Below are 23201 nucleotides of genomic sequence, written 5' to 3'. Positions count from 1 at the left end.
CTTTTAGAAAAAAATGCTATACTGCGCACGCGCAAAAATTGTGCGTTGAATAATGAATCATAACCCTTGGAGGTCAATAAATTGAAAAAATTCTTTGCTCACTCACTCAAAAATCTTTTCCTTTCCACCACCGCACTTTTCGCGGTTTCAGCCTTTGCCAACAACAAACTTTACGTCTATAACTGGACAGACTATGTCCCTTCTGATTTAGTCGCTCAGTTCTCTAAAGAAACTGGCATCGAGGTAATTTATTCTACCTTTGAAAGCAACGAAGAAATGTACGCGAAACTCAAACTTACTCAAAATACGGGTTCTGGCTATGATTTGGTGTTTCCATCAAGTTACTACGTAAATAAAATGATTAAGGAAAAGATGCTTCAACCGATTGATCAAAGTAAATTGACCAATATTCATCAAATTCCTAAACATTTATTACATAAAGAATTCGACCCAGAAAATAAATATTCATTACCCTATGTTTACGGCTTAACAGGTATTGAAGTTAATGCAGATGAAATTGATCCTAAAACCATCACGAGCTGGGCGGATTTATGGAAACCTGAATTTAAAGGTAAAGTTCTTATGACCAGTGATGCCCGTGAAGTGTTCCATGTAGCATTATTACTTGATGGTAAATCGCCAAATACCACCAATGAAGAAGACATCAAAACAGCTTATGAGCGTTTAGAAAAACTGTTACCAAATGTAGCGACCTTTAACTCTGATTCGCCAGAAGTCCCTTACGTACAAGGCGAAGCTACAATTGGGATGATTTGGAATGGTTCAGCTTACTTAGCTCAGAAAGAAAATCCATCTTTGCAATTTGTTTATCCAAAAGAAGGGGCTATTTTCTGGATGGATAACTACGCTATTCCAAGTTCGGCAAAAAACGTGGAAGGGGCGCATAAGTTCATCGACTTTTTACTTCGCCCTGAAAATGCAAAAATTGTTATTGAACGTATGGGCTTTTCTATGCCAAATAATGGGGCGAAAACACTGCTAAGTGCGGAAGTCGCTAATGATCCAAAATTATTCCCACCAGCGGAAGAAGTAGAAAAAGGAATTATGCAAGGCGATGTAGGAGAAGCTGTCGATATTTATGAAAAATATTGGAGTAAATTAAAAACTAATTAGTTTCTCTATGCAGAAAACAAAAAAGTGCGGTAAAAATTTACCGCACTTTTTATATGTAAAATTTTTATCCTTAAAGAATAAAACGACTCAAATCTTCATTTTCAACCACTTCGCCAAGTGCATCCGCAACATAAGCTGCATCAATATTGACCGTTTGACCATTCATATCACTTGCGCTGAAAGAAATTTTATCCATTAAACGCTCCATTACCGTATGCAAACGGCGTGCACCGATATTTTCCGTTTTTTCATTCACACGGAATGCAGCCTCAGCAATTTTCTTAACCGCCTCTGTTGTAAATTCAATATTCACGCCTTCTGTTGCCATCAACGCTTTATATTGCTCGGTTAAAGAGGCATGTGGCTCCGTTAAAATACGCTCAAAATCTGCCGCACTTAATGCGGTAAGTTCAACACGAATCGGCAAACGCCCCTGCAACTCTGGAATCAAATCTGAAGGACGGGCAACTTGGAATGCACCAGATGCAATAAATAAGATGTGATCGGTTTTTACCATTCCGTGTTTGGTGCTAACTGTCGAACCCTCCACTAACGGAAGTAAATCACGTTGCACGCCTTCACGCGATACATCAGCCCCACTGTATTCGCCTTTCTTACAAATTTTGTCGATTTCATCGATGAAGACGATACCGTTTTGTTCTACAGCATCAATGGCTTTTTGTTTAAGTTCTTCAGGGTTAATTAATTTCGCTGCTTCATCATCAATCAACGCTTTTAACGCATCTTTAATTTTCATTTTGCGTTTTTTCGTTTTGTCTGAACCTAAATTTTGGAACAATGATTGCAACTGATTTGTCATTTCTTCCATGCCTGGAGGAGCCATAATTTCAACACCCATAGACACGCCAGCAGACACATCAATTTCAATTTCTTTATCATCTAATTGACCTTCACGTAATTTTTTACGGAACGCTTGACGAGTACTGCTGTGACTATCATTGCTTTCAACTTCGCCCCATTGATTTTTAGCTGGAGGAAGTAAAGCATCCAAAATACGCTCTTCAGCCGCATCTTCAGCTCTTGCTCTGTTCTTCGCAACTTCCTGCTGGCGAACAAGCTTCATCGCACTATCCGTTAAATCACGAATAATGGAATCCACCTCTTTCCCCACATAGCCCACTTCGGTAAATTTCGTTGCTTCAACTTTGATAAATGGTGCGTTAGCTAATTTGGCTAAACGGCGCGCAATTTCAGTTTTACCCACGCCAGTTGGGCCAATCATTAAAATATTTTTTGGCGTTACTTCGTGACGCAAAGGTTCTTGAAGCTGCATACGACGCCAACGGTTACGCAACGCAATCGCCACAGCACGTTTTGCATCGGCTTGACCAATAATATGTTGATCTAATTCAGAAACTATTTCGCGAGGAGTCATTTCAGACATAGCTTTTTCCTTAATTTGGTAATTCTTCAATAGTGAAATGGGTATTTGTGAATACGCAAATATCGCCAGCAATTTTCAAAGATTTTTCAACAATTTCACGTGCAGAAAGTTCAGTATTTTCCACTAACGCACGTGCCGCAGATAACGCATAGTTACCACCAGACCCAATGGCTAAAATTTGATCTTCTTCTGGTTGAACTACATCGCCAATACCCGTGATGATTAAGCTTTCTTTTTCATCCGCCACAATTAACATCGCTTCTAACTTACGAAGTGCGCGATCTGTACGCCAATCTTTCGCTAATTCCACCGCACTTTTTAGCAAATGCCCTTGGTGCATTTCAAGTTTACGTTCAAATAATTCAAAAAGCGTGAATGCATCAGCCGTGCCACCTGCAAAACCAGCAAGCACTTTGCCATTATATAAACGGCGTACTTTACGGGCATTACCTTTCATTACGGTATTGCCTAAAGAAACTTGTCCATCACCGCCTACGACGACTTGTCCATTGCGACGTACGCTTACAATCGTTGTCATTATTCAGTCCTTTTTATAAAGTGAAAAGTTGTTCGTTATATGGCGACAAATTGATTAAATTCAAGAGGAAAATTTATATTGACGATTTATTCTTCACTCATAAATAAAAATGTGAACTGGATCATACTTTGAACTAGCAAACGATTGCTAGTCATTGAATGCATATTAAAAAAGTGTATGATGTGGACGATTTTTAAATCAACATTTGTGAGGAAACACAATGAAAAACATCATGAAATTATCTGTAATCGCACTTTTAACTGCAGCTGCAGTTCCAGCGATGGCAGGTAAAACTGAACCTTATACTCAATCTGGCACTAATGCTCGTGAAATGTTACAAGAGCAAGCAATTCATTGGATTAGTGTTGATCAAATCAAGCAAAGTTTAGAAGGTAAAGCACCAATTAATGTAAGCTTTGATATTGATGATACTGTGCTTTTCAGCAGCCCTTGCTTCTACCACGGACAACAAAAATTCTCACCAGGTAAACACGATTATTTGAAAAATCAAGATTTCTGGAATGAAGTAAACGCAGGTTGCGATAAATATTCTATTCCTAAACAAATTGCCATAGATTTAATTAATATGCATCAAGCACGTGGCGACCAAGTTTACTTTTTCACTGGCCGTACTGCAGGTAAAGTAGATGGCGTAACACCAATTTTAGAAAAAACGTTCAATATTAAGAATATGCACCCAGTTGAATTTATGGGCAGCCGTGAACGTACAACAAAATATAACAAAACGCCTGCAATCATTTCACATAAAGTGAGTATTCACTATGGCGATAGCGATGATGATGTACTAGCAGCTAAAGAAGCAGGTGTTCGTGGTATTCGTTTAATGCGTGCCGCAAACTCAACTTATCAACCAATGCCAACTTTAGGCGGCTATGGCGAAGAAGTGTTAATTAATTCAAGCTATTAATTGACCGCACTTTAGCAACAAAAAAGGCAAGCTAGGATTTCTAACTTGCCTTTTGTTTTGCTATTTAATTAATGTTTAGTTTGTTCTTCTTCAGGTTTTTCTTCTGCATTTTCTGCTTGTTGGCGATTCATATATTCAACAAACAATGCATCAAAGTTTACTGGAGATAAGTTTAATGCAGGGAACGTACCACGATTTACTAAGTTAGATACTAATTCACGTGCATAAGGGAAAAGCATATTCGGGCATTGAGAGGTTAAACAATGTGCCATTTGAACATCTTCTAAACCACTAATAGTGAACACGCCTGCTTGTTTAACTTCGCAAATAAATGCTACATCGCCACTATCTTCAAGTGTAGTTTCAACAGAAATGTTTAATACCACTTCATATAAGTCATCACCAACTTGAGTCGTTTCAGTGCTTAAATCAAAACCAAGTTTTGGTTTCCATTCTTGTTGGAAAATATGCGGAAGATTTGGTGCTTCAAAAGACACATCTTTCACATAAATACGTTGAATTTGAAGAACCGGTTGTTGTTCTTCTGTTGCTGCAACGTCTTGTTTTTGTTCTGACATTTTCTATTCCTTATTATTTATGTTTTTTAACTAAAGGTAAATTTGCTGCTACCCACGCGGAAAGGCCTTCTTTCAACACAAATACAGAATTAAAACCTTGTTTGGTTAAAAATACTGCAGAAGCAGAGGCTGAAGTACCATTTGTATCGACTAATATAAGAGCTTTTTCTTTATGGGTCTCCAATTTTCCGATGTTTTGATTTTTAATTTCGCTTGGAAGCACATTAATACTATTAATGATATGTCCACGTTGAAATTCTTCAAGACTACGTAAATCTACCACAATGGCTTCATCGGAATTTATTAACCGAATAACTTCATTGTGCGTAATTACTTTAAATTTACTCGTTGCGCCTTTGTAGAATGTATAAATTACCATTACGAAAATCGCAAACCAAGAAACTGCTAAAAGAGTATGTTTTTGAGCAAACTCTGTTGCCATTGAGATAAATTCTTGCATTGTGTTCTCTATTAATACCGTATAAAAAAATAGTTCCCAAGTATAACCGCACTTGGGTTATCTTTCAAAAAAATTATGCTTAAATTCCGTACTTGCATAAAGAAAGGTTATACAATCAACAAAAAATTATGTGATCGAGATCATAAATTTGTTTTTCCATTGTTGATAAATAACTTAATTTAGTTAGATTACTTTTTGGAGAATTTTTATTCATCTGAGGAGAAATCTATGAAATTAACTAAATTAGCCTTATGTACTTTATTTGGTCTAGGTATTTCAATAGCAAATGCAGCAGACTTGCCAAATATTACAATCTTGGCAACGGGTGGTACCATTGCAGGAAGCGGGCAAAGTTCAGTAAATTCTGCGTATAAAGCTGGACAATTAAGTATTGATACTTTAATTGAAGCCGTACCAGAAATAAAAAATATTGCCAACATTAAAGGTGAGCAAATTGTAAAAATAGGTTCACAAGACATGAATGACGAAGTCTGGCTAAAACTGGCAAAAGCCATCAATGCTCAATGTAAAAGTACTGATGGATTTGTCATTACCCATGGTACAGATACCATGGAAGAGACGGCTTATTTCTTAGATTTAACCGTAAAATGTGAAAAACCGGTTGTTCTCGTAGGGGCTATGCGTCCTGCGACAGAAAAAAGCGCTGATGGCCCATTAAATCTTTACAATGCTGTCGTCGTCGCGGCAGACAAAAAATCGAGTGGTCGTGGTGTTTTAGTCGCAATGAATAATGAAGTACTAGGTGCTCGTGATGTCACAAAAACCAGTACTACCGCAGTGCAAACTTTCCATTCGCCAAATTATGGTTCTCTAGGCTATATTCATAACAGCAAAGTGGACTATGAACGTTCCCCAGAAAGCAAACATACCATCAACACTCCATTTAACATAGAAAAATTAGACCACCTACCAAAAGTGGGGATTATTTATGCTTATTCAAATGCACCAGTTGAACCATTAAACGCATTGCTAGATGCTGGCTATCAAGGGATTGTATCAGCTGGAGTTGGCAATGGAAATGTTAATGCTGCACACTTAGATCGCTTAGAAAAAGCTGCGAAAGATGGCGTCGTTGTAGTTCGTTCTTCTCGTGTACCAACTGGCTATACAACTCGTGACGCTGAAGTTGATGATAGTAAATATGGCTTTGTAGCATCAGGTACTTTAAATCCACAAAAAGCACGAGTTCTCTTACAATTAGCTTTAACTCAAACTAAAGATCCAAACGTAATTCAACAATATTTCGAAGACTTTTAAGATTAATAGTAACGGTAGTGTGGCTCGAAATAACCGCACTTTTGACCATAATTTATTGATCCAAGTTATGGAATCTCTACCTATTTGTTGCTATATTACACGCCGTTTCAACAAATAAAACAAAGTGTTTTTTTATTAACTTAGGGGGCAGTATGTCTGCAATGTTTTTACTACAATTTGCCATCGTATTATTGTGTATCTTTGTGGGTGCACGTGTAGGTGGTATCGGTTTAGGTGTATTTGGTGGTTTAGGTCTTGCTATTCTTTCTTTTGGCTTTGGCTTGAAACCAGCAGGTTTACCTATTGATGTTATGTTTATGATTATGGCTACTGTGGCAGCTGCGGCAGCAATGCAAGCAGCTGGCGGTTTAGACTACATGATCAAAATCGCAACCAAAATCTTACGTCGTAATCCTAAACACATTACGTTTATTGCGCCAGCAGTAACTTGGTTATTCACTTTCTTAGCGGGTACAGGCCACGTAGCATATTCTGTATTGCCAGTTATCGCTGAAGTAAGCCGTCAAAATGGGATTCGTCCAGAACGTCCAATGTCAATGGCGGTAATTGCATCACAATTTGCTATCGTAGCAAGCCCAATCGCTGCGGCAGTGGTAGCGGTGGTTGCTTATCTTGAGCCACAAGGCATTCATCTTGGCGATGTTTTAATGGTAACCATTCCTTCAACTATTCTAGGACTTTTCCTTACTTGTTTATTTGTTAATAAAATGGGAAAAGAGTTAAAAGATGATCCAGAATATCAACGTCGTTTAAATGATCCAAAATACGAAGATGCTTTTTCAAGTAACACATCAAACGAAGAAATCGAAGTCAGCAAAACAGCTAAAGTTTCTGTTTCTTTATTCTTATTTGGAGCTTTACTTGTTGTGTTAATGGGGGCAGTTCCTTCTATTCGACCTGTTTTTGATGGAAAACCAATGGGAATGGCACATACCATTGAAATTATTATGCTTTCAATTGGTGCATTGATTATCTTAACTTGTAAACCAGATGGCACAGCGATTACCAAAGGTTCTGTATTCCATGCAGGTATGCGTGCAGTAATCGCAATCTTCGGTATTGCTTGGTTAGGTGACACCTTAATGCAGGCACACATTACTGAAGTAAAAGAAATGGTAAAAGGCTTAGTTGAAACTGCACCATGGGCATTTGCTTTCGCGCTATTTGTACTTTCTGTATTAGTAAACAGCCAAGGCGCAACAGTAGCAACATTGTTCCCACTTGGTATCGCGTTAGGTATTCCTGCGCCAGTATTAATCGGTGTATTTGTTGCTGTAAATGGTTACTTCTTTATTCCTAACTACGGTCCAATCATCGCATCTCTTGACTTCGATACCACTGGAACAACCAAAATCGGTAAATACATTTTAAACCACAGCTTTATGCTTCCGGGTTTATTAAGTATGTTTTTCTGTTTGTTAATCGGTTTGGGTCTTTCTCACATTATTCTTTAAAATGTGATTCAATAACAAAGAACGGTGCTGAAATAGCACCGTTTTTATTGTTCTAATATCAACTGAAAATAACTCAAAAAATAACCGCACTTTGATATATAAGTGCGGTTATTTTTTATAATTTTTAAAGATTGCGTAAGGCTTCAATACGCTTTTCGAGTGGTGGATGGCTCATAAAGAGTTCACTGCGTTTACCATTAATCATAAAGGCATTTAAAGAACCTTCGAGATTTTGTGGTTCGTGAAGTTGTTGCAAACGTTGCAATGCCATGATCATTTTTTCTTTGCCTACTAAACTTGCTGAACCAGCATCTGCACGAAATTCTCGGTAACGAGAGAACCACATTGCGATAATACTCGCAAGCACACCAAAGAGCATTTCCAATACCATAGAAACCAAGAAATAAATACCTGAACTGCGCGTTTCCTCTCCATTATTGTTACGCGAACTTGCTACCGCCGTTGCAATAACGCGCGATAAGAAAATCACGAAAGTATTCAATACGCCTTGCAATAACGCCATCGTAACCATATCGCCGTTAGAAATATGAGAAATTTCGTGCGCTAAAACAGCTTCAGCTTCAGCCTCCGTCATGTTGTTTAATAATCCCGTACTCACTGCCACTAAAGAATTGCTTTTCGTTGCACCTGTCGCAAAAGCATTCACATCGGGTGAATGATAAATTGCCACGTCTGGCATGGGAATACCCGCTTTCTGCGCTTGGCGACTAACGGTATCAATTAACCAACGTTCAGTTTGATTACGAGGTTGAGTAATCACTTCTCCATCTACAGAACGTAATGCCATTGTTTTAGACAGGAATAAGGAAATTAATGAACCAGCAAAACCAAATAGCAACGCCATAATTAAAATGCCGCCAGTACTATTTCCTGCAATACCAGTCACACTTAAAATAATCCCCAATACCAGCATTACAGCCATATTGGTTGCCAAGAAAAGAAGAATTCGCATCATAATGTGTTCTCTCAAAGTTAGGGTTAAGTATTTCCTTTGTGGGGAAAATTCACAAAAAATTCAAGGTGTAATGTAAAATTTTTGTTATCAGCAGATAAACAAAAAGTGCGGTCAAAAACTTGCGAGTTTATGACCGCACTTTTAAACAAGGGTTCAAAATAGAAAATTATTTTCTCACTGCAATCGCTTCGATTTCTAATCCCACATCTTTTGGTAAACGCGCAACTTCCACACAAGAACGAGCAGGGAAGTTAGGATGATTATTTTCTTTAAAGAAACGTTCGTATTCTGCATTAACCGCAGCAAAATCATTAAGATCTTTCACAAAAACCGTTGTTTTCACAATATCGGCTGCAGTTAAACCCGCTTTCTCGATAATCGCTTTCACGTTTTCTAAAGATTGGCGTGCTTGTGCAACGATGTCCGCAGGCACTTCGCCTGTTGCAGGATTCACGGGAATTTGCCCTGAGGTTAAAACTAAATTGCCAAGATCAACCGCTTGAACATAAGGACCAATGGCCGCAGGTGCTTTTTCAGTATGAATAATTTGAGTCATCATTTTCTCCTTAGTTGATAAAAAATTGAGTCATTTTTACCGCACTTTTCTGTTTATTAATCAATTTCTTTTAGTATGTCATCGGGAAGTGATTCTTTGCTTTCGACTAATTTCCCATCGTTTACTTTGAATTGTAAATTTTGGTAATAAGCTTCTCGGAACGTGATATATGGATCTTGAGCTTGACGTAACAATTCTGCATTATTGATATTTTTCGCACGAGTATCCACTGCTTGCACACCATATTTCACTAATGCCCATGGGCCACCAACCCATTGCCAGAATGGATACATATAAGCCGCATCAACCACAGCACCCGTTAATTGGCGTGGCGTTGTTGCATTATAAATCGGTAGCACAATATAAGTGCCAGCATCTACGCCGTAACTGCCTAAAGTTTCCCCAAATCCACGTTGATTATCTACGCGTAATTCTTTGCTTGCACTTGCAAAATCAATAAAACCACCTAGACCAAATACAGTGTTAATCCAAAAACGATTAAAGTGAACAAATGCTTTTTTCGGTTCGCCTTCAATTAAGCGGTTTATGAAACTGACTGGCTCATCAAGATTATTTGCGATGCCAGCAAGACCAGAAGAAATCGGCTTAGGCACATAGTTGTTCCAACCTTTTGCAACAGGTTCTAATACATAGCGATCTAGCACATTATAGTTAAACTTCCACATTGTTCGATTGAAGCCTTCAAGGGAATCATTACGCTCACTCGCTTGTTTCGTGTCGTTGTTATTTGCACAACCTGTTAGTGCAATTGCACCCAAAAGTGCGGTCAAAATTGCCTTTTTTTTCATTTTTGATCCTTACATAAATATGGGATTATTCTACCTAATTTGTTAAATAACAACAAATTTTGCGTATAAAAACACTCTTTTATGCTGTTTCAACAAACATTAAAAATAAAAAACCGCACTACAAAAGTGCGGTTATATTTTAATCATTTCTTAGTGTATTTTTTCAACTTGACCAAATTCAAGCTCAACTGGTGTTGCACGACCAAAAATTGATACAGATACTTTTAAGCGACCTTTTTCATAATCTACTTCTTCTACTGTACCATTAAAATCAGCAAATGGACCTTCAGTCACACGAACTTCCTCGCCTGGATGATATTCATTTCGATGACGAGGTTTATCAGTATTTTGTTCAAGGCGATTTAAAATAGTATCCGCTTCACGTTTAGAAATAGGCGCAGGTTTATCTGGTGTACCACCGATAAAACCCATCACTCTTGGCACGCTTTTTACTAGATGCCAAGTTTCATCATTCATTTCCATTTCTACAAGTACATAACCTGGAAAAAATTTACGTTCACTTTTGCGACGTTTTCCTGCTACATTTTCCACCACTTCTTCAGTTGGCACTAAAACTTCACCAAATTGATCTTCCATTTGTTGTTGTTTGATGTATTCACGTAAAGTTAGAGCTACACGACTTTCAAAGCCAGAAAACGCTTGTAATACATACCAACGTTTTTTTGATACTGTTGTTTCTTCAGTCATTTTAGAATCTCAAATCAGTTAAGAAATTAATCACTGTCACAATAATCGAATCTACTGCCCAAAAGAAGAGAGAAGCAATCATTGTTACCCCGATAACGATCAATGTTGTCTGACGCGCTTCAGCACGGGTTGGCCACACGACTTTACGCGCTTCTGTGCGAGAGTCATTAAAGAATGCGCGTGCTTTTGTTCCTTGATTAGTAATTGCCGCTAAAATAAATGCAATGACTAATGCAATAGCCATACCAATAACACGAATCGGTAAAGAATAGATTTGTTGGAAATAAATATTCCCAATTGCCGCAGCAGCAAAAAAGATCACAGCTAAAACCCAAAGGAATGTATTTAAACCTTTAGACTTGCCTTCAACGATAACTTCTTGCGTATTTTTCTTTTTATCAACAATTTCGGTTGCCATAGAATTGAATCCGTTTTAAATGGAAATGTAAGAATAATGCCATAAGAACGTGCGATTGTAGCATTTTCTTTTCGCCTTGCCTATTGAAAATAAGCATCAACATAGAAAATCTGGCGAAAACAACCGCACTTTTGCGATTAAATCTAATATTCTAATTTTGGCGCAAGATTATCTACAATTGTCGATTCATCAACGATAACTTTTTGTAAATTCTCAAGAGACGGTAGATCATACATTGTATCTAACAACACTGCTTCTACGATAGAACGTAAGCCACGCGCACCTGTTTTTCTTTCAAGTGCTTTTTTCGCCATTGCTTTTAATGCTTCTGGTGTGAAATCCAATTCTACTTTTTCCAATCCAAATAAGGCTTGATATTGTTTAATTAATGCGTTTTTTGGTTTTGTGAGAATTTGTATCAGCGCATCTTCGTCTAATTCACTTAATGGGGCAATCATTGGCAAGCGTCCGATAAATTCTGGAATTAAACCAAATTTCATCAAATCATCAGGTTCAACTTGACGGAATAATTCAGAAAGAGATTGTTGTTTTTCATCTTTTTCAACTTTGGCATTAAAACCAATACTCGTACTGGTTTGAGTGCGTTTATCAATAATTTTATCTAATCCTGCAAATGCACCGCCGCAAATAAAGAGAATTTTAGACGTATCCAATTTTACCATTTCTTGTTGTGGATGTTTACGACCGCCTTGAGGTGGAATGGAAGCGATTGTACCTTCAATAAGTTTTAATAAAGCCTGTTGCACCCCCTCTCCTGAAACATCTCGAGTAATTGATGCGCCTTCCGATTTACGGCTAATTTTATCAATTTCATCAATATAAATAATGCCTTTCTCTGCTTTTTCAGTATCGTATTCACAATTTTGCAAAAGTTTCTGTAATACATTCTCTACATCTTCTCCCACATAACCAGCTTCCGTTAATGTGGTTGCATCCGCCATCGCAAAGGGTACATTTAAACGACGAGCTAATGTTTGCGCAAGTAACGTTTTTCCGCTACCTGTAGGCCCTATAAGTAAAATATTACTTTTACCAAGCTCTACATCATTGCTTTCATAGTTAGTTCGCAAGCGTTTATAATGATTATAAACTGCCACAGAAAGCACTTTTTTCGCATAATCTTGACCAATAACATAATCATCCAGATGGGCGCGAATTTCGTGAGGCGTTGGCAATTTATCTTTATTTTCGACCGCACTTTCCTCTAAATTTTCATCATTACTTTCTTCAAGCATTGAGTGACAAAGTTCAATACATTCATTACAAATATAACCGCCTGTGCCAGCAATTAATTTATCTACTTCGCCTTTTTCTTTTCCGCAAAAAGAGCAGTGCAAATCTTTATCTTTGTCTGTCATTGTATACCCTTAACGTTTAACTAAGACTTCATCCACCAAACCATACGCTTGTGCTTCTTCAGCTGACATAAAATTATCGCGGTCGGTATCTTTCTCAATACGCTCAATACTTTGTCCAGTATGGAATGCTAAACGATCATTTAAGGCGTGTTTAATTTTCAAAATTTCTTGTGCGTGAATTTGAATATCCGATGCTTGACCACGGAAACCACCCAAAGGTTGATGAATCATCACTCGTGCATTAGGCAATGCAGCTCGTTTGCCAGCAGTTCCGCCAGCAAGTAAGAATGCGCCCATTGAACAGGCTTGACCAATACAAAGAGTGCGAATATCTGGCTTAATAAATTGCATTGTGTCGTAAATTGCCATACCTGCGGTCACAGAACCGCCTGGAGAGTTAATATAAATATTGATGTCTTTAGTTGGATCTTCCGATTCTAAAAAAAGAAGCTGTGCCACAATTAAATTTGCCATACGATCTTCCACTTCTCCACTTAGGAAAATCACACGTTCTTTTAATAAACGGGAATAAATGTCGTACGAACGCTCGCCACGCGAAGTCTGTTCAACGACCATAGGAATTACACTCATTTTCTTACCTTTTTCATTAAAACTGCTAATTATTTTATCGTAAATAACCCACAAATAAAAATGCGATCGCTTTTATTAGAAAGAGCGACCGCACTTTTATTCAATCATAATAATATTACTTATTATGCTTGTGGATTCATAATTTCATCGAATGAAGAAACTTTTTCTGTTACTTGTGCTTTTGCAAGTACTGCATCAACAGCTTGTTCTTCTAATACGACATTACGAATATTGTTCATTAACTCTTTGTTTTTGCTGTAATATTCCACAACTTCTGCTGGCTGCTCGTAAGCTGATGCAATATCTGCAATCATTGCTTTAGCGCGTTCTTCATCAGCTTTTAATTCATTAGATTTAATTACTTCAGAGAATAATAAACCTACTTGAACACGACGAGTTGCTTCAGCTTCAAATAATTCACGTGGTAACTGTGCAGCTTGTTGTGTATTACCGCCAAAACGTTGAGCCGCTTGATTGCGTAATACATTAATTTCTTCTTCTACTACAGAAGCGGGTACATCAATCGGATTTTGTTCAATTAAACCATTGATTACTTGTTGTTTAACACGAGAAACTAACGCATTTTTCAATTCACGTTCCATATTTTTACGGATTTCTGCACGCAAATCAGCAACAGACTTAGTATTAGGGCCAAATTTAGCGACAAACTCATCTGTTAATTCAGGCAATACCATATTTTCGACTTTTTTCAAAGTAATCGCAAATTTTGCCGCTTTACCTTTCAAGTTTTCTGCGTGGTATTCCGCTGGGAAAGTCACATCAATATCAAATTGCTCACCTGCTTTATGACCAACAATTCCTTCTTCAAAACCCGGAATCATACGACCTTGCCCCATAAATAATACGAAGTCAGTAGCTTTACCACCTTCAAATTCTTCGCCATCTACAGAGCCAACAAAATCAATAGTGACACGATCATCTGCTTTTGCAACATCTTGACTTTCAGCCCAAGTAGCTTGTTGTTTACGTAACACATCGATCATTTTATCAATGTCAGCTTCCGTGATTTCAACAGTTGGTTTTTCAACTTTGATATTTTCTAAACCTTGTAATTTAACTTCTGGATAAACCTCGAAAGTTGCAGTGAAAACTAAGTCTTTACCTTCTTCAAAAGTTTCAATCGCAAAAGTTGGACGACCTGCAATATTAATTTTTTCTGCAATAACAGCATCAAAAAAATGACGTGGTAATAAATCGTTTAATACATCTTGACGAATTGACGCCCCAAAACGTTGTTCAATGATATGGGCAGGAACATGACCTTTACGGAAACCATCTACGCGCACATTTTTTGCAGTACGTTTAAATTCTTCACGAATGGCTTTAGAGACAATTTCAGTTGGAACGGTGATCGCTACGCGACGTTCTAAACCTTGAGTTGTTTCAATATTTAATGACATTTGTTACCTCAATTAATTTGCACTCGGTCAAAATCCACACCGAACACGTTTGTTAAATAAAAAGACGCTCAATTATAACTAAAGAAATCTACGCAGTCGATAAAAGAGTGATTAAAAATTGCATTTTGATGATTTTAAAATACGGCTTACAAACAAAAGTGCGGTCAAAATGATTTTCTTTTATGCTGATACAAAGCAATTAGGATTTTGTACTTATTGTACTTTTTTTTGATATTGATTAAATAAATTGAATTATTTAATATGTATAATAATTATTATCATTAAAAATAAGGAAACCTATGACCAACTTTAAATTCAGCCTGCTTGCTTGCTCTATTGCATTTGCATTAAATGCAAGCACAGCTTATGCTGCCCAACCAACCAACCAACCAACCAACCAACCAACCAACCAACCAACCAACCAACCAACCAACCAACCAACCAACCAACCAACCAACCAACCAACCAACCAACCAACCAACCAACCAACCAACCAACCAACCAACCAAAATAGTAATGTTTCTGAACAACTAGAACAAATTAATGTTTCAGGAAGTACAGAAACAATTAATGTGAAAGAGAAAAAAGTCGGGGAAACCCAAATTTCTGCCAAAAAATTAGCGAAACAGCAGGCGTCTGATTCTCGTGATCTCGTTCGCTATGAAACAGGTATTACGGTGGTTGAAACAGGTAGAACGGGCGCAAGTGGTTATGCAGTTCGAGGGGTTGATGAAAACCGTGTAGGTATTATGGTTGATGGGCTTCGTCAAGCTGAAACCTTAAGCTCTCAAGGATTTAAAGAACTATTTGAAGGCTATGGCAATTTTAATAATACTCGTAATAGCATTGAAATTGAAAATGTTAAAACAGCAACTATTACCAAAGGTGCGGACTCCTTAAAATCTGGTAGTGGCGCATTGGGTGGCTCTGTTATATTTGAAACAAAAGATGCTCGAGATTATCTGCTAGATAAAGATTATTATCTTTCCTATAAACGTGGCTATCAAACAATGAATAATCAAAACCTTAAGACACTTACATTAGCAGGACGTTCTAAAAAATTTGATATTTTAATCATTGATACAACGCGTGATGGGCACGAAATAGAAAACTACGATTATAAAATTTATCCCAATAAACAGGCTGATTTAAGTGCGGTTGGTCCTACCCGTGAAAAAGCTGATCCTTATCAAATTACCCGACAAAGCACATTAATAAAATTGGGCTTTCAACCTAATGAAAACCATCGCTTGAGTGTGGCATTAGATGATTCTACTTTAGAAACTAAAGGAATGGATTTGTCTTATGTTTTTAGGCCATGCAAGGATACAGCATGCACGGAAAAATATGGCGAGCGAGTTATTAATGATCAATCTAAAAGAAAAAATATCCAATTTAGTTATGAAAATTTCAGTCAAACCCCTTTTTGGGATCATATTAAACTGAGTTATTCCTCACAAAAAATTACCAATAAAGCACGCTCTGATGAATATTGTCATCAAGCCACTTGTAATAGTGTAAGCAACCCCCAAGGATTGCATTTAGTAGAAGAAAAAGGTGGAGTTTATAAAATTGTGGATAAAGATAACGAGGATTTTAACTATCGAGAGGATAATAGTAGTTGGAGTTACGGGAAAGAATTACACAACTCCAAAGGTAAAAAAATTAGTGGTGATGTAGATACAGAAGGAGGCTTACTTGATTCGGTCTTAATTAATTGCGAAAAATTAACTTGTGAAGGAAAAAAATTTAGAATTTATCGAGAAACCGATGAAAACTGGGAGAGCAAATATGATTATGAAGACCGAGAGATTATAACCGAAACATTACCTAATGGAAAAAAATATGGCAAAATCCCACTAAAAAAGGGAGAGTTACTGTTTGGGGGGCCCTCTCGAAAAGAAGAAAAATCTCGTTTTCTCTTTCCAAAAAGCTTTGGCTACAGCACAGACTTCGTTAATGACCGTGATTTAAACACTAACACCCAACAAATTAAGCTTGATTTAGACAAAGAATTTAGCCTTTGGTATACCCAACACCAACTAAAATATGGTGGTCTTTATGAAAAAACACTAAAAAGTATGGTTAATCACCAATACAACACCGCAGCCAATGTGCAATGGTGGGCTGACTACTTTTTCTGTGCTAGAGCAAAGGGTGGAAATCTTGGCGTGGAGAAAACACCACACCCTAATGTCAGCGTAGCTGGTTGTGCCAATGGTACACTGCTTCATTCCGACATAGGCAAAGATACCTATTTAATCCCTGTTACCACTAAAAATAATGTGTTGTATTTTGGAGATAATGTGCAACTTACCTCTTGGCTAGGACTAGATTTAAATTATCGCTATGACCACGTAAAATATTTGCCTAGTTATGACAAAAACATTCCTGTTCCTAATGGATTAATTACTGGGCTATTTAAGAAATTTAAGCCAGAAGAGTATGTTTATGGTAATAAAAACTTAATACCTCAAGGATATAAGAATTGCACTTACGGCACAGATTGTTATCAAAAAAATTTTGAAGAGAATCTTGCCCTGTTATTACGCAAAACTGACTATAAACATCATTCTTACAATTTAGGGTTAAATCTTGATCCCACAGATTGGCTTCGTGTACAGCTTAAATACGCCAATGGTTTTCGTGCACCAACCTCTGATGAAATTTATATGACATTTAAACATCCACAATTTTCCATTCAGCCTAACACAGATTTAAAAGCAGAAACCTCCAAAACAAAAGAAGTTGCGTTCACTTTTTATAAAAACAGTAGTTATATTACGTTAAATGCGTTTCAAAACGATTACCGTAATTTTATTGACTTAGTAGAAGTGGGCGAACGTCCTATTGAAGAAGGCTCTGCAATAAAATATCCGTTCCATCAAAACCAAAATCGAGATCGAGCAAGAGTCAGAGGTATCGAAATTGCTTCACGTCTAGAAATGGGCGATTTGTTTGAAAAACTACAAGGTTTCCATTTAGGCTATAAATTTACCTATCAAAAAGGCAGAATCAAAGACAATGGATTACATCCAAAATATAAAGAATTTTTGGAATTGAATAAAACTGACCATCCAGAATACGAAGCCATTGCTCGTAAACCTCAACCAATGAATGCCTTACAACCAACCACATCGGTATACAATATTGGCTATGATGCACCAAGCCAAAAATGGGGCGTGGATGTGTATATCACTAATGTTGCAGCCAAAAAAGCAAAAGATAGCTTTAATTCTCAATGGACGAGTATGGTCGCCAGAAAAGAAAAGCAATATACCACCATAGAAAAGAAAGAAGCATCAAAAGCAAACGGCAAAGAAGTAAAAGATTCTCGCGGATTATGGCGTAATAATCGCTATACAGTGATCGATACGATTGCCTATTGGAAACCAATTAAAAATCTTACATTTACCGCTGGTGTATATAATTTAACCAACAAAAAATATCTCACTTGGGACTCTGCTCGCTCTGTTCGACATCTTGGCACAATTAACCGAGTACAAACAGAAACAGGTAAAGGCTTAAACCGCTTCTACGCACCTGGCAGAAATTACAGAATGTCTGTTCAGTTTGAGTTTTAATCCTATGTAAAAATAATCCGCACATTTTACGTGCGGATTATTGTTTAAGATTACTTCTATTTTAAAGCGGTTTGTGAGTGTGTATTTAAACGAGAAAATTTCAATTCATCAAATTCATCCTGTATAACGTATTGGTAAATCAGTACCAAATCGCCTTGAATATGGCAATCTCGATAACCTTTCCACTCTCCTACTAATGCGTGATCTTGGTAGTTTTCGGGTAAAGGTAAACGATTTAATAAACAGTATATTGCAGTAATGTATTTTGAGCCAATTAACACATTGGGGGAGCGTTTAGCTAAATCAGTTAAATCTCTTACAAATTGTTTTGAATAGCTTACTTTTAATGGCTTCTCTTCTGACATTATTGACCACCATTAAGAATGCGTTTTGTAAATTCTTCGGCAGAATAATTTTCACTAGCTTCAATAAAGAAGCTCTCTGCGTTACCACTATCTAATTCATCAATAGCTGCTAGGGTTTCTTTATTTGGGCGAAGATAATTCAAATCAATAGGGATAGAGCGAGTCTTGGCAATTTGAGCCAAAAACATATTGAATACTTGTGATGGGGTAAGTCCATATTGTTCAATAACTTGATAAGCTTCTGATTTTGTTTGCTCAACTGTTCTAAAGCTGATAGAGGAATTCGTAAGTGCCATAATTTTTCTCCTTAGTATTACATTGAAAGACTATTATAATAAAAATGAAGTGCAAAATCTATAGTCTCTCATTTTTAATGTAATTAGGGATTTTGATTGGTATTCAAAAGTTAAAGGATTTAAATATCATTAACCTGTCTAAATTCTGGTTTAAATAATTCTTCTAGTTGCCCAAAATGGAGCATTAAATCTTGCTCTCCTTCTGAGTAAGGGGCAATTTCATAGACATCATAAATAAAATGTACACCTTTTGAATCTAAGTAAATATTGTTCGATAAACTAAAACTATCGGCTTCAATAATAGGTTCATATTCCTTATTGCTATTATTATATTGTTCCCATAAAAGCGTTTTTACTTTCGGTAAATCTTTTTCATTAAATAAATCATTTAATGCCAAAATATGGCGTGTAGTTAGATCAATTGTGAAATAGCGATTACCTTCAATACCGTGCGCGCCACCTTCATAGTCATAAAAACTAATCGCAAAGGTTGCAAGTTTTTCTTTTTGCCCGATAAAATTTGTCCATATAGAATGAGAAATTCCAAAAGATGGTGTTTCTTTTGCCTCTTTTTTGTCTTCCTCAAAAGCGGTTTGATAACGTGCTATAAATTGTTCGCGAGAAATATTTTTCGTTTCTTTGTTTTCAGTCAATTTTTTCCACAATAGATCATTAAGCCAATCAATATTGGTTTTTATTGTTGAAATTGAATACTCAATTTTGGTTTCTTCAGGCTGGTAATCTTCTTTCGATTTAGGATGTTTAATAATTTCAGATTGATTAAATATTTCATCATTTTCCACAAAAATTGCTGGGATTGTTTTTTCTATTTGATCTTTTAATTTGGTATTTTCAGCACTAAGTTGTGCTACTGTTTGATTTAGTTGTTTTATTTTTGCTTCAGTATCTTTATCTTGGCAGCCTGTGAGTAAGATGACAGAACTAATTAATGCAGCAATGAGCGTTTTTTTCATACTTTTTTCCTTTTTAAATCATAAATCAAAAACATTCTTATCGCGTAGAATATGGTCATTACCTTTGCGACGCAAAAATCCCATTCGGTCAAAATATTCCATTAGTTGAACGGTAAGTTTGCGTCCGAAATTCAATTTATCACGTACTTCATTTACGGAAACTTTTCCTTGTTCTTCTGCGATTTGTTTGATGAGTCTTGCATAAGCATAGATGGTTTCAGTTAAGAAAAATCTATCTTTCACGATTGGCGTGAGGTAACCCAATTTCCCAGCTTTATACATAAAATTACGCATAATTGATTCATCAATAGCGAGAGCATTTGCCATATCACGTACCCAAATGGCTTGACCGTTTGTTTTTTCAAATTCATTCAACACATTCCCCCAACGTTTTTGTTCTTCTTGGCTAAATTGGATTTTATGTTCGGGTAAGTGAAGCCAACCTCGAGTTTGCTGTAATCTTCCCTCTTTTAACATTTCATCAATAAAATGATTGATCAAGTTTTCAGGCTGGTTTAAGGCAGTCATTCGATATAATCTGGCTTTGCTTACACCAAGTTGATCATTATGTTGCTCGTGATAAGTATTAAGTGCGGTTAAAATTTGCTGCGTTTTTGCTTGTTCGTAATTAGTATTAAAACACCAATCTTGATAACGTACGGCGTCTCGCTCGACGAGTGCTTTATCTAATTGCAAGGAAGTCAGTTGTTCCGTCCACATTAATTGGCGTGCTGTTGTCGCATTATGTTTAAGGGTAAGCGCAATACGTTGCGAAGCGTTCTCTGCCAATGCTAAATTCGCTAAGAAATTTAACCGCACTTCAGTGCGTTTATGACGTTTTGGCGAGTTAATTTCCAATACTCGTGCGCCGGCAATTAAGGTTTTTGTATCGCCACTGCGTAAAATAAGTTTGTCTCCGAAAGCCAAGAATAATGGCGAATCTAATATGATTTCAGCTAAAGTGCGGTCATTTTTTGCGGTATTTTTTCCCTGTAATAAGGTGAGTTTACCCGTAGTGCGACTTGCTCCGTGATAAATATGCACAGGTTGGCTTTCATTTAATGGTACTTCAGCCAAAATTTGTACACTGATGCGATCTGTTGGTGGAAGTGGCTCATTCTGCAATAACCAATCGCCTCGTTTCATTGATGTGCGGTCTAAATCAGCATTTAAATTTAACGCTAAACGTTGCCCCGCAATACCTTGTTCGCTTGATGTATTTTGTGCGTGAATCGCTTTTACACGAACTTTCTGTCCAGTGGAAAGGTAAATTTCATCGTTTACTTTCACTGTTCCTGAAAAGGCTGTGCCTGTCACGACGGTACCCGCCCCTTTTACGTTGAATACTCGGTCTATTGCGTAACGGAAAGGTTTCTGGGTATCAGATAATTCAGGTAGATTAGCTAAGTAATGACGTAATTCATTAATTCCTTGTCCCGTTTCTGCTGAGGTAACGAAGTAATTAGCATCGCGTAAAAAACTATAATTTTGTTTAATTTCTTGGATTAACGATTCTATTTGCTCTAGATTTGTACGATCTGCTTTTGTGATGACAACAATAATTTCGTGGAATTGAAGTTGGCGTAAGATTGCTAAATGTTCTTTCGTTTGCGTTGCAACGCCTTCATCGGCAGCCACAATTAACATTGCATAATGCACACCACCTAAGCCTGCCTGCATATTTGACAAGAATTTTTCGTGTCCCGGTACATCAATAAAGCCAAGCACTTTGTTTTCTAACGGCAGATAGGCATACCCTAAATCAATGGTCATGCCGCGTTTTTTTTCTTCTGGTAAATGCGCGGTACTTTTGCCAGTTAATGCTTTTAATAATGCTGTTTTGCCGTGATCAACGTGACCTGAAGTAACAATAATCATAGTTCATCCAATGTATTTAATAATGTTTCAATATCCGCAAGGCTACGTAAATCTAGCCAAATTTTTCCGTTTTCCATTCGCCCAATAATAGGTTGAGAAAGTTGTTTAAAGCGAGCTGAAAGTGCGGAAAGTTTTACGTTTGTTTTTTCTGCAATAGTGACAGCCACAGAAGGGATTCTTTCTATCGGTTGTGAGCCACTACCGATTTGTGCTTGGCTAGCTTCAATTTGAATTTCAAATTGTGAATTTAAACGAGATTCTAACCGCTCTTTGAGACGCATAGCATTTATTTTGAGTTGTTCTAATGGTTGCGTGAGTAATCGCAAAGTTGGTAATTTTTCAGTTAATTTTTCAGGGTTTAAATATAAACGTAATGTCGCTTCTAAGCCTGCTAAAATAACTTTATCGCAACGTAATGCACGCTTGAGTGGATGGGCTTGTAATTGTTCGATCCATTCTTTTTTACCCACAATAATGCCTGCTTGCACGCCACCAAGCAATTTATCGCCAGAGAAAGAGACCAAATCCACACCTTGTGCGACTTTTTCTTGCACGGTCGGTTCTTTTGGCAAGCCATATTGGCTTAAATCAACTAATGCGCCGCTGCCTAAATCAGTTACTACGGGTACATTCATTTCTCGCCCTAGTTCGGTGAGTTCTTCTTCTGAAACTGAAGAGGTAAAACCACAAATTTGATAATTGCTGCTATGCACTTTCATTAAAAAAGCCGTATTTTCAGTGATAGCATTACGATAATCTTTAAGGTGAGTACGATTAGTGGTGCCCACTTCCACTAAATGACATCCAGCTTGTTCCATAATATCTGGAATACGAAATGCACCGCCAATTTCAATTAATTCGCCACGAGAAATAATTACTTCTTTACCTTGAGCAAAGGTCGCTAACATTAATAATACTGCGGCGGCGTTGTTATTCACAATACAGGCAGCTTCAGCACCTGTGAGTTTGCATAATAATTCACTGATGTAATTATCGCGATGACTACGCTTACCTTCATTTAAATCATATTCAAGCGAAACATTTTTTTGCATCGCAGAGAGTGCTGCCTGTTGTGCTGCTTCAGACCAAAGTGCTCGCCCAAGATTTGTGTGTAACACTGTGCCAGTCAGATTATGCACCGCTTTGATTTGTACTTGGTTTTGTTTTTGTAGGCGAGAATGAATTTCTACAAAAGTGCGGTCAGAATTAGAAAAATATTCAGGAAGTTGGTTATTTTTTTGAATAAATTGACGAGCTTGGGTTAATAATTCTCGACATATTGCCACGACAGCAGTGTGACCAAATTCGGTAATAAGTTGTAGACCTTGAGGTGTTTTGAGAATTTTATCAACGGAAGGAAGTTGTTGAAAAAGTGCGGTCATTTTTGAATCCGTTTAAAATAACGTTGAATTGCCAATTAATTTACGCTAAAGTGGCTGCAATTTCAACC

Annotated in this window: 22 protein-coding genes; 5 read left to right on the top strand and 17 right to left on the bottom strand. The window is 37.1% G+C overall.

The annotated features are described in order from the left end of the window. Positions 1-81: 81 nt before the first annotated feature. On the top strand, positions 82-1134 hold the full coding sequence (locus tag ACPT9C_RS01330; RefSeq protein ID WP_050948920.1) for an extracellular solute-binding protein: 1053 nt from the start codon (positions 82-84) through the stop codon (positions 1132-1134). 70 nt (positions 1135-1204) lie between these two features. Here the strand turns inward: ACPT9C_RS01330 and hslU are convergent, their stop codons facing one another. Further along, positions 1205-2539 (bottom strand): HslU--HslV peptidase ATPase subunit, encoded by a 1335-nt coding sequence (gene hslU, locus ACPT9C_RS01325; RefSeq protein ID WP_050948919.1) that lies wholly within the window; start codon positions 2537-2539, stop codon positions 1205-1207. A gap of 10 nt (positions 2540-2549) precedes the next feature. Beyond that, a complete protein-coding gene (hslV, locus tag ACPT9C_RS01320; RefSeq protein ID WP_021034624.1) occupies positions 2550-3077 on the bottom strand; it encodes an ATP-dependent protease subunit HslV in 528 nt (175 codons plus the stop codon). 220 nt (positions 3078-3297) lie between these two features. On the opposite strand from hslV, the gene aphA reads away from it, so the two are divergent. Further along, on the top strand, positions 3298-4005 hold the full coding sequence (aphA, locus tag ACPT9C_RS01315; protein WP_005630577.1) for an acid phosphatase AphA: 708 nt from the start codon (positions 3298-3300) through the stop codon (positions 4003-4005). A 68-nt stretch (positions 4006-4073) separates the two neighbouring features. Here the strand turns inward: aphA and secB are convergent, their stop codons facing one another. Both secB and ACPT9C_RS01305 read right to left on the bottom strand, forming a co-directional pair. Further along, on the bottom strand, positions 4074-4583 hold the full coding sequence (gene secB / locus ACPT9C_RS01310; RefSeq protein WP_048946741.1) for a protein-export chaperone SecB: 510 nt from the start codon (positions 4581-4583) through the stop codon (positions 4074-4076). A 13-nt stretch (positions 4584-4596) separates the two neighbouring features. Continuing rightward, positions 4597-5043 carry a rhodanese-like domain-containing protein gene (locus tag ACPT9C_RS01305; RefSeq protein ID WP_021034627.1) on the bottom strand — a complete coding sequence of 149 codons (447 nt, stop codon included), beginning with the start codon at positions 5041-5043 and terminating at the stop codon, positions 4597-4599. A 228-nt stretch (positions 5044-5271) separates the two neighbouring features. On the opposite strand from ACPT9C_RS01305, the gene ansB reads away from it, so the two are divergent. Next, positions 5272-6321, top strand: coding sequence for an L-asparaginase 2 (gene ansB / locus ACPT9C_RS01300; protein WP_021034628.1), 1050 nt, complete (start codon positions 5272-5274; stop codon positions 6319-6321). A 152-nt stretch (positions 6322-6473) separates the two neighbouring features. Beyond that, positions 6474-7796, top strand: coding sequence for an anaerobic C4-dicarboxylate transporter (locus ACPT9C_RS01295; protein ID WP_050948918.1), 1323 nt, complete (start codon positions 6474-6476; stop codon positions 7794-7796). Between the two features lie 124 nt (positions 7797-7920). Here ACPT9C_RS01295 and htpX read toward each other — a convergent pair whose 3' ends face one another. From htpX to tig, 8 genes are all read right to left on the bottom strand, one after another. Then, entirely contained in the window at positions 7921-8775 is an 855-nt protein-coding gene (gene htpX, locus ACPT9C_RS01290; RefSeq protein ID WP_162837812.1) for a protease HtpX, read from the bottom strand. Between the two features lie 163 nt (positions 8776-8938). Beyond that, entirely contained in the window at positions 8939-9328 is a 390-nt protein-coding gene (locus ACPT9C_RS01285) for a RidA family protein (protein ID WP_005630808.1), read from the bottom strand. A gap of 56 nt (positions 9329-9384) precedes the next feature. Continuing rightward, positions 9385-10137 carry an MlaA family lipoprotein gene (locus ACPT9C_RS01280; protein WP_048950186.1) on the bottom strand — a complete coding sequence of 251 codons (753 nt, stop codon included), beginning with the start codon at positions 10135-10137 and terminating at the stop codon, positions 9385-9387. A 150-nt stretch (positions 10138-10287) separates the two neighbouring features. Further along, positions 10288-10845: a transcription termination/antitermination protein NusG gene (gene nusG / locus ACPT9C_RS01275; protein ID WP_005648601.1), complete on the bottom strand. Its 558-nt coding sequence runs from the start codon at positions 10843-10845 to the stop codon at positions 10288-10290. A gap of 1 nt (position 10846) precedes the next feature. Next, complete coding sequence (secE, locus tag ACPT9C_RS01270) at positions 10847-11263, bottom strand: preprotein translocase subunit SecE (RefSeq protein ID WP_005648602.1); 417 nt, start codon at positions 11261-11263, stop codon at positions 10847-10849. Between the two features lie 143 nt (positions 11264-11406). Then, positions 11407-12642: an ATP-dependent protease ATP-binding subunit ClpX gene (clpX, locus tag ACPT9C_RS01265; protein WP_005658618.1), complete on the bottom strand. Its 1236-nt coding sequence runs from the start codon at positions 12640-12642 to the stop codon at positions 11407-11409. Between the two features lie 9 nt (positions 12643-12651). Next, the gene (clpP, locus tag ACPT9C_RS01260; RefSeq protein ID WP_258172331.1) at positions 12652-13263 is read right to left on the bottom strand and encodes an ATP-dependent Clp endopeptidase proteolytic subunit ClpP; all 612 of its coding nucleotides are present in this window, start codon (positions 13261-13263) and stop codon (positions 12652-12654) included. 92 nt (positions 13264-13355) lie between these two features. Further along, positions 13356-14654, bottom strand: a complete 1299-nt coding sequence (gene tig / locus ACPT9C_RS01255; protein WP_126513418.1) for a trigger factor — start codon at positions 14652-14654, stop codon at positions 13356-13358. Positions 14655-14953: 299 nt separating this feature from the next. On the opposite strand from tig, the gene ACPT9C_RS01250 reads away from it, so the two are divergent. After that, entirely contained in the window at positions 14954-18238 is a 3285-nt protein-coding gene (locus tag ACPT9C_RS01250; protein WP_423717223.1) for a TonB-dependent hemoglobin/transferrin/lactoferrin family receptor, read from the top strand. A gap of 56 nt (positions 18239-18294) precedes the next feature. Here ACPT9C_RS01250 and ACPT9C_RS01245 read toward each other — a convergent pair whose 3' ends face one another. From ACPT9C_RS01245 to selA, 5 genes are all read right to left on the bottom strand, one after another. Beyond that, complete coding sequence (locus ACPT9C_RS01245; RefSeq protein ID WP_042593918.1) at positions 18295-18603, bottom strand: YafQ family addiction module toxin; 309 nt, start codon at positions 18601-18603, stop codon at positions 18295-18297. Further along, positions 18603-18899 carry a type II toxin-antitoxin system RelB/DinJ family antitoxin gene (locus ACPT9C_RS01240; RefSeq protein ID WP_005692346.1) on the bottom strand — a complete coding sequence of 99 codons (297 nt, stop codon included), beginning with the start codon at positions 18897-18899 and terminating at the stop codon, positions 18603-18605. Before ACPT9C_RS01240 ends, ACPT9C_RS01245 begins: the two co-directional genes overlap by 1 nt. A gap of 119 nt (positions 18900-19018) precedes the next feature. Beyond that, positions 19019-19873 carry a DUF3298 domain-containing protein gene (locus ACPT9C_RS01235; protein ID WP_423717224.1) on the bottom strand — a complete coding sequence of 285 codons (855 nt, stop codon included), beginning with the start codon at positions 19871-19873 and terminating at the stop codon, positions 19019-19021. Between the two features lie 18 nt (positions 19874-19891). Then, on the bottom strand, positions 19892-21751 hold the full coding sequence (gene selB / locus ACPT9C_RS01230) for a selenocysteine-specific translation elongation factor (RefSeq protein ID WP_423717225.1): 1860 nt from the start codon (positions 21749-21751) through the stop codon (positions 19892-19894). After that, positions 21748-23133 carry an L-seryl-tRNA(Sec) selenium transferase gene (selA, locus tag ACPT9C_RS01225; protein ID WP_423717226.1) on the bottom strand — a complete coding sequence of 462 codons (1386 nt, stop codon included), beginning with the start codon at positions 23131-23133 and terminating at the stop codon, positions 21748-21750. Before selA ends, selB begins: the two co-directional genes overlap by 4 nt. Positions 23134-23201: the final 68 nt, after the last annotated feature.

It is taken from the genome of Haemophilus sp. HN_Hi16, from assembly GCF_049823435.1.
Lineage (GTDB): Bacteria > Pseudomonadota > Gammaproteobacteria > Enterobacterales > Pasteurellaceae > Haemophilus > Haemophilus influenzae_D.
Note: the sequence above shows the minus strand (reverse complement) of the source record. Positions and strands in the feature narration are given on the sequence as shown.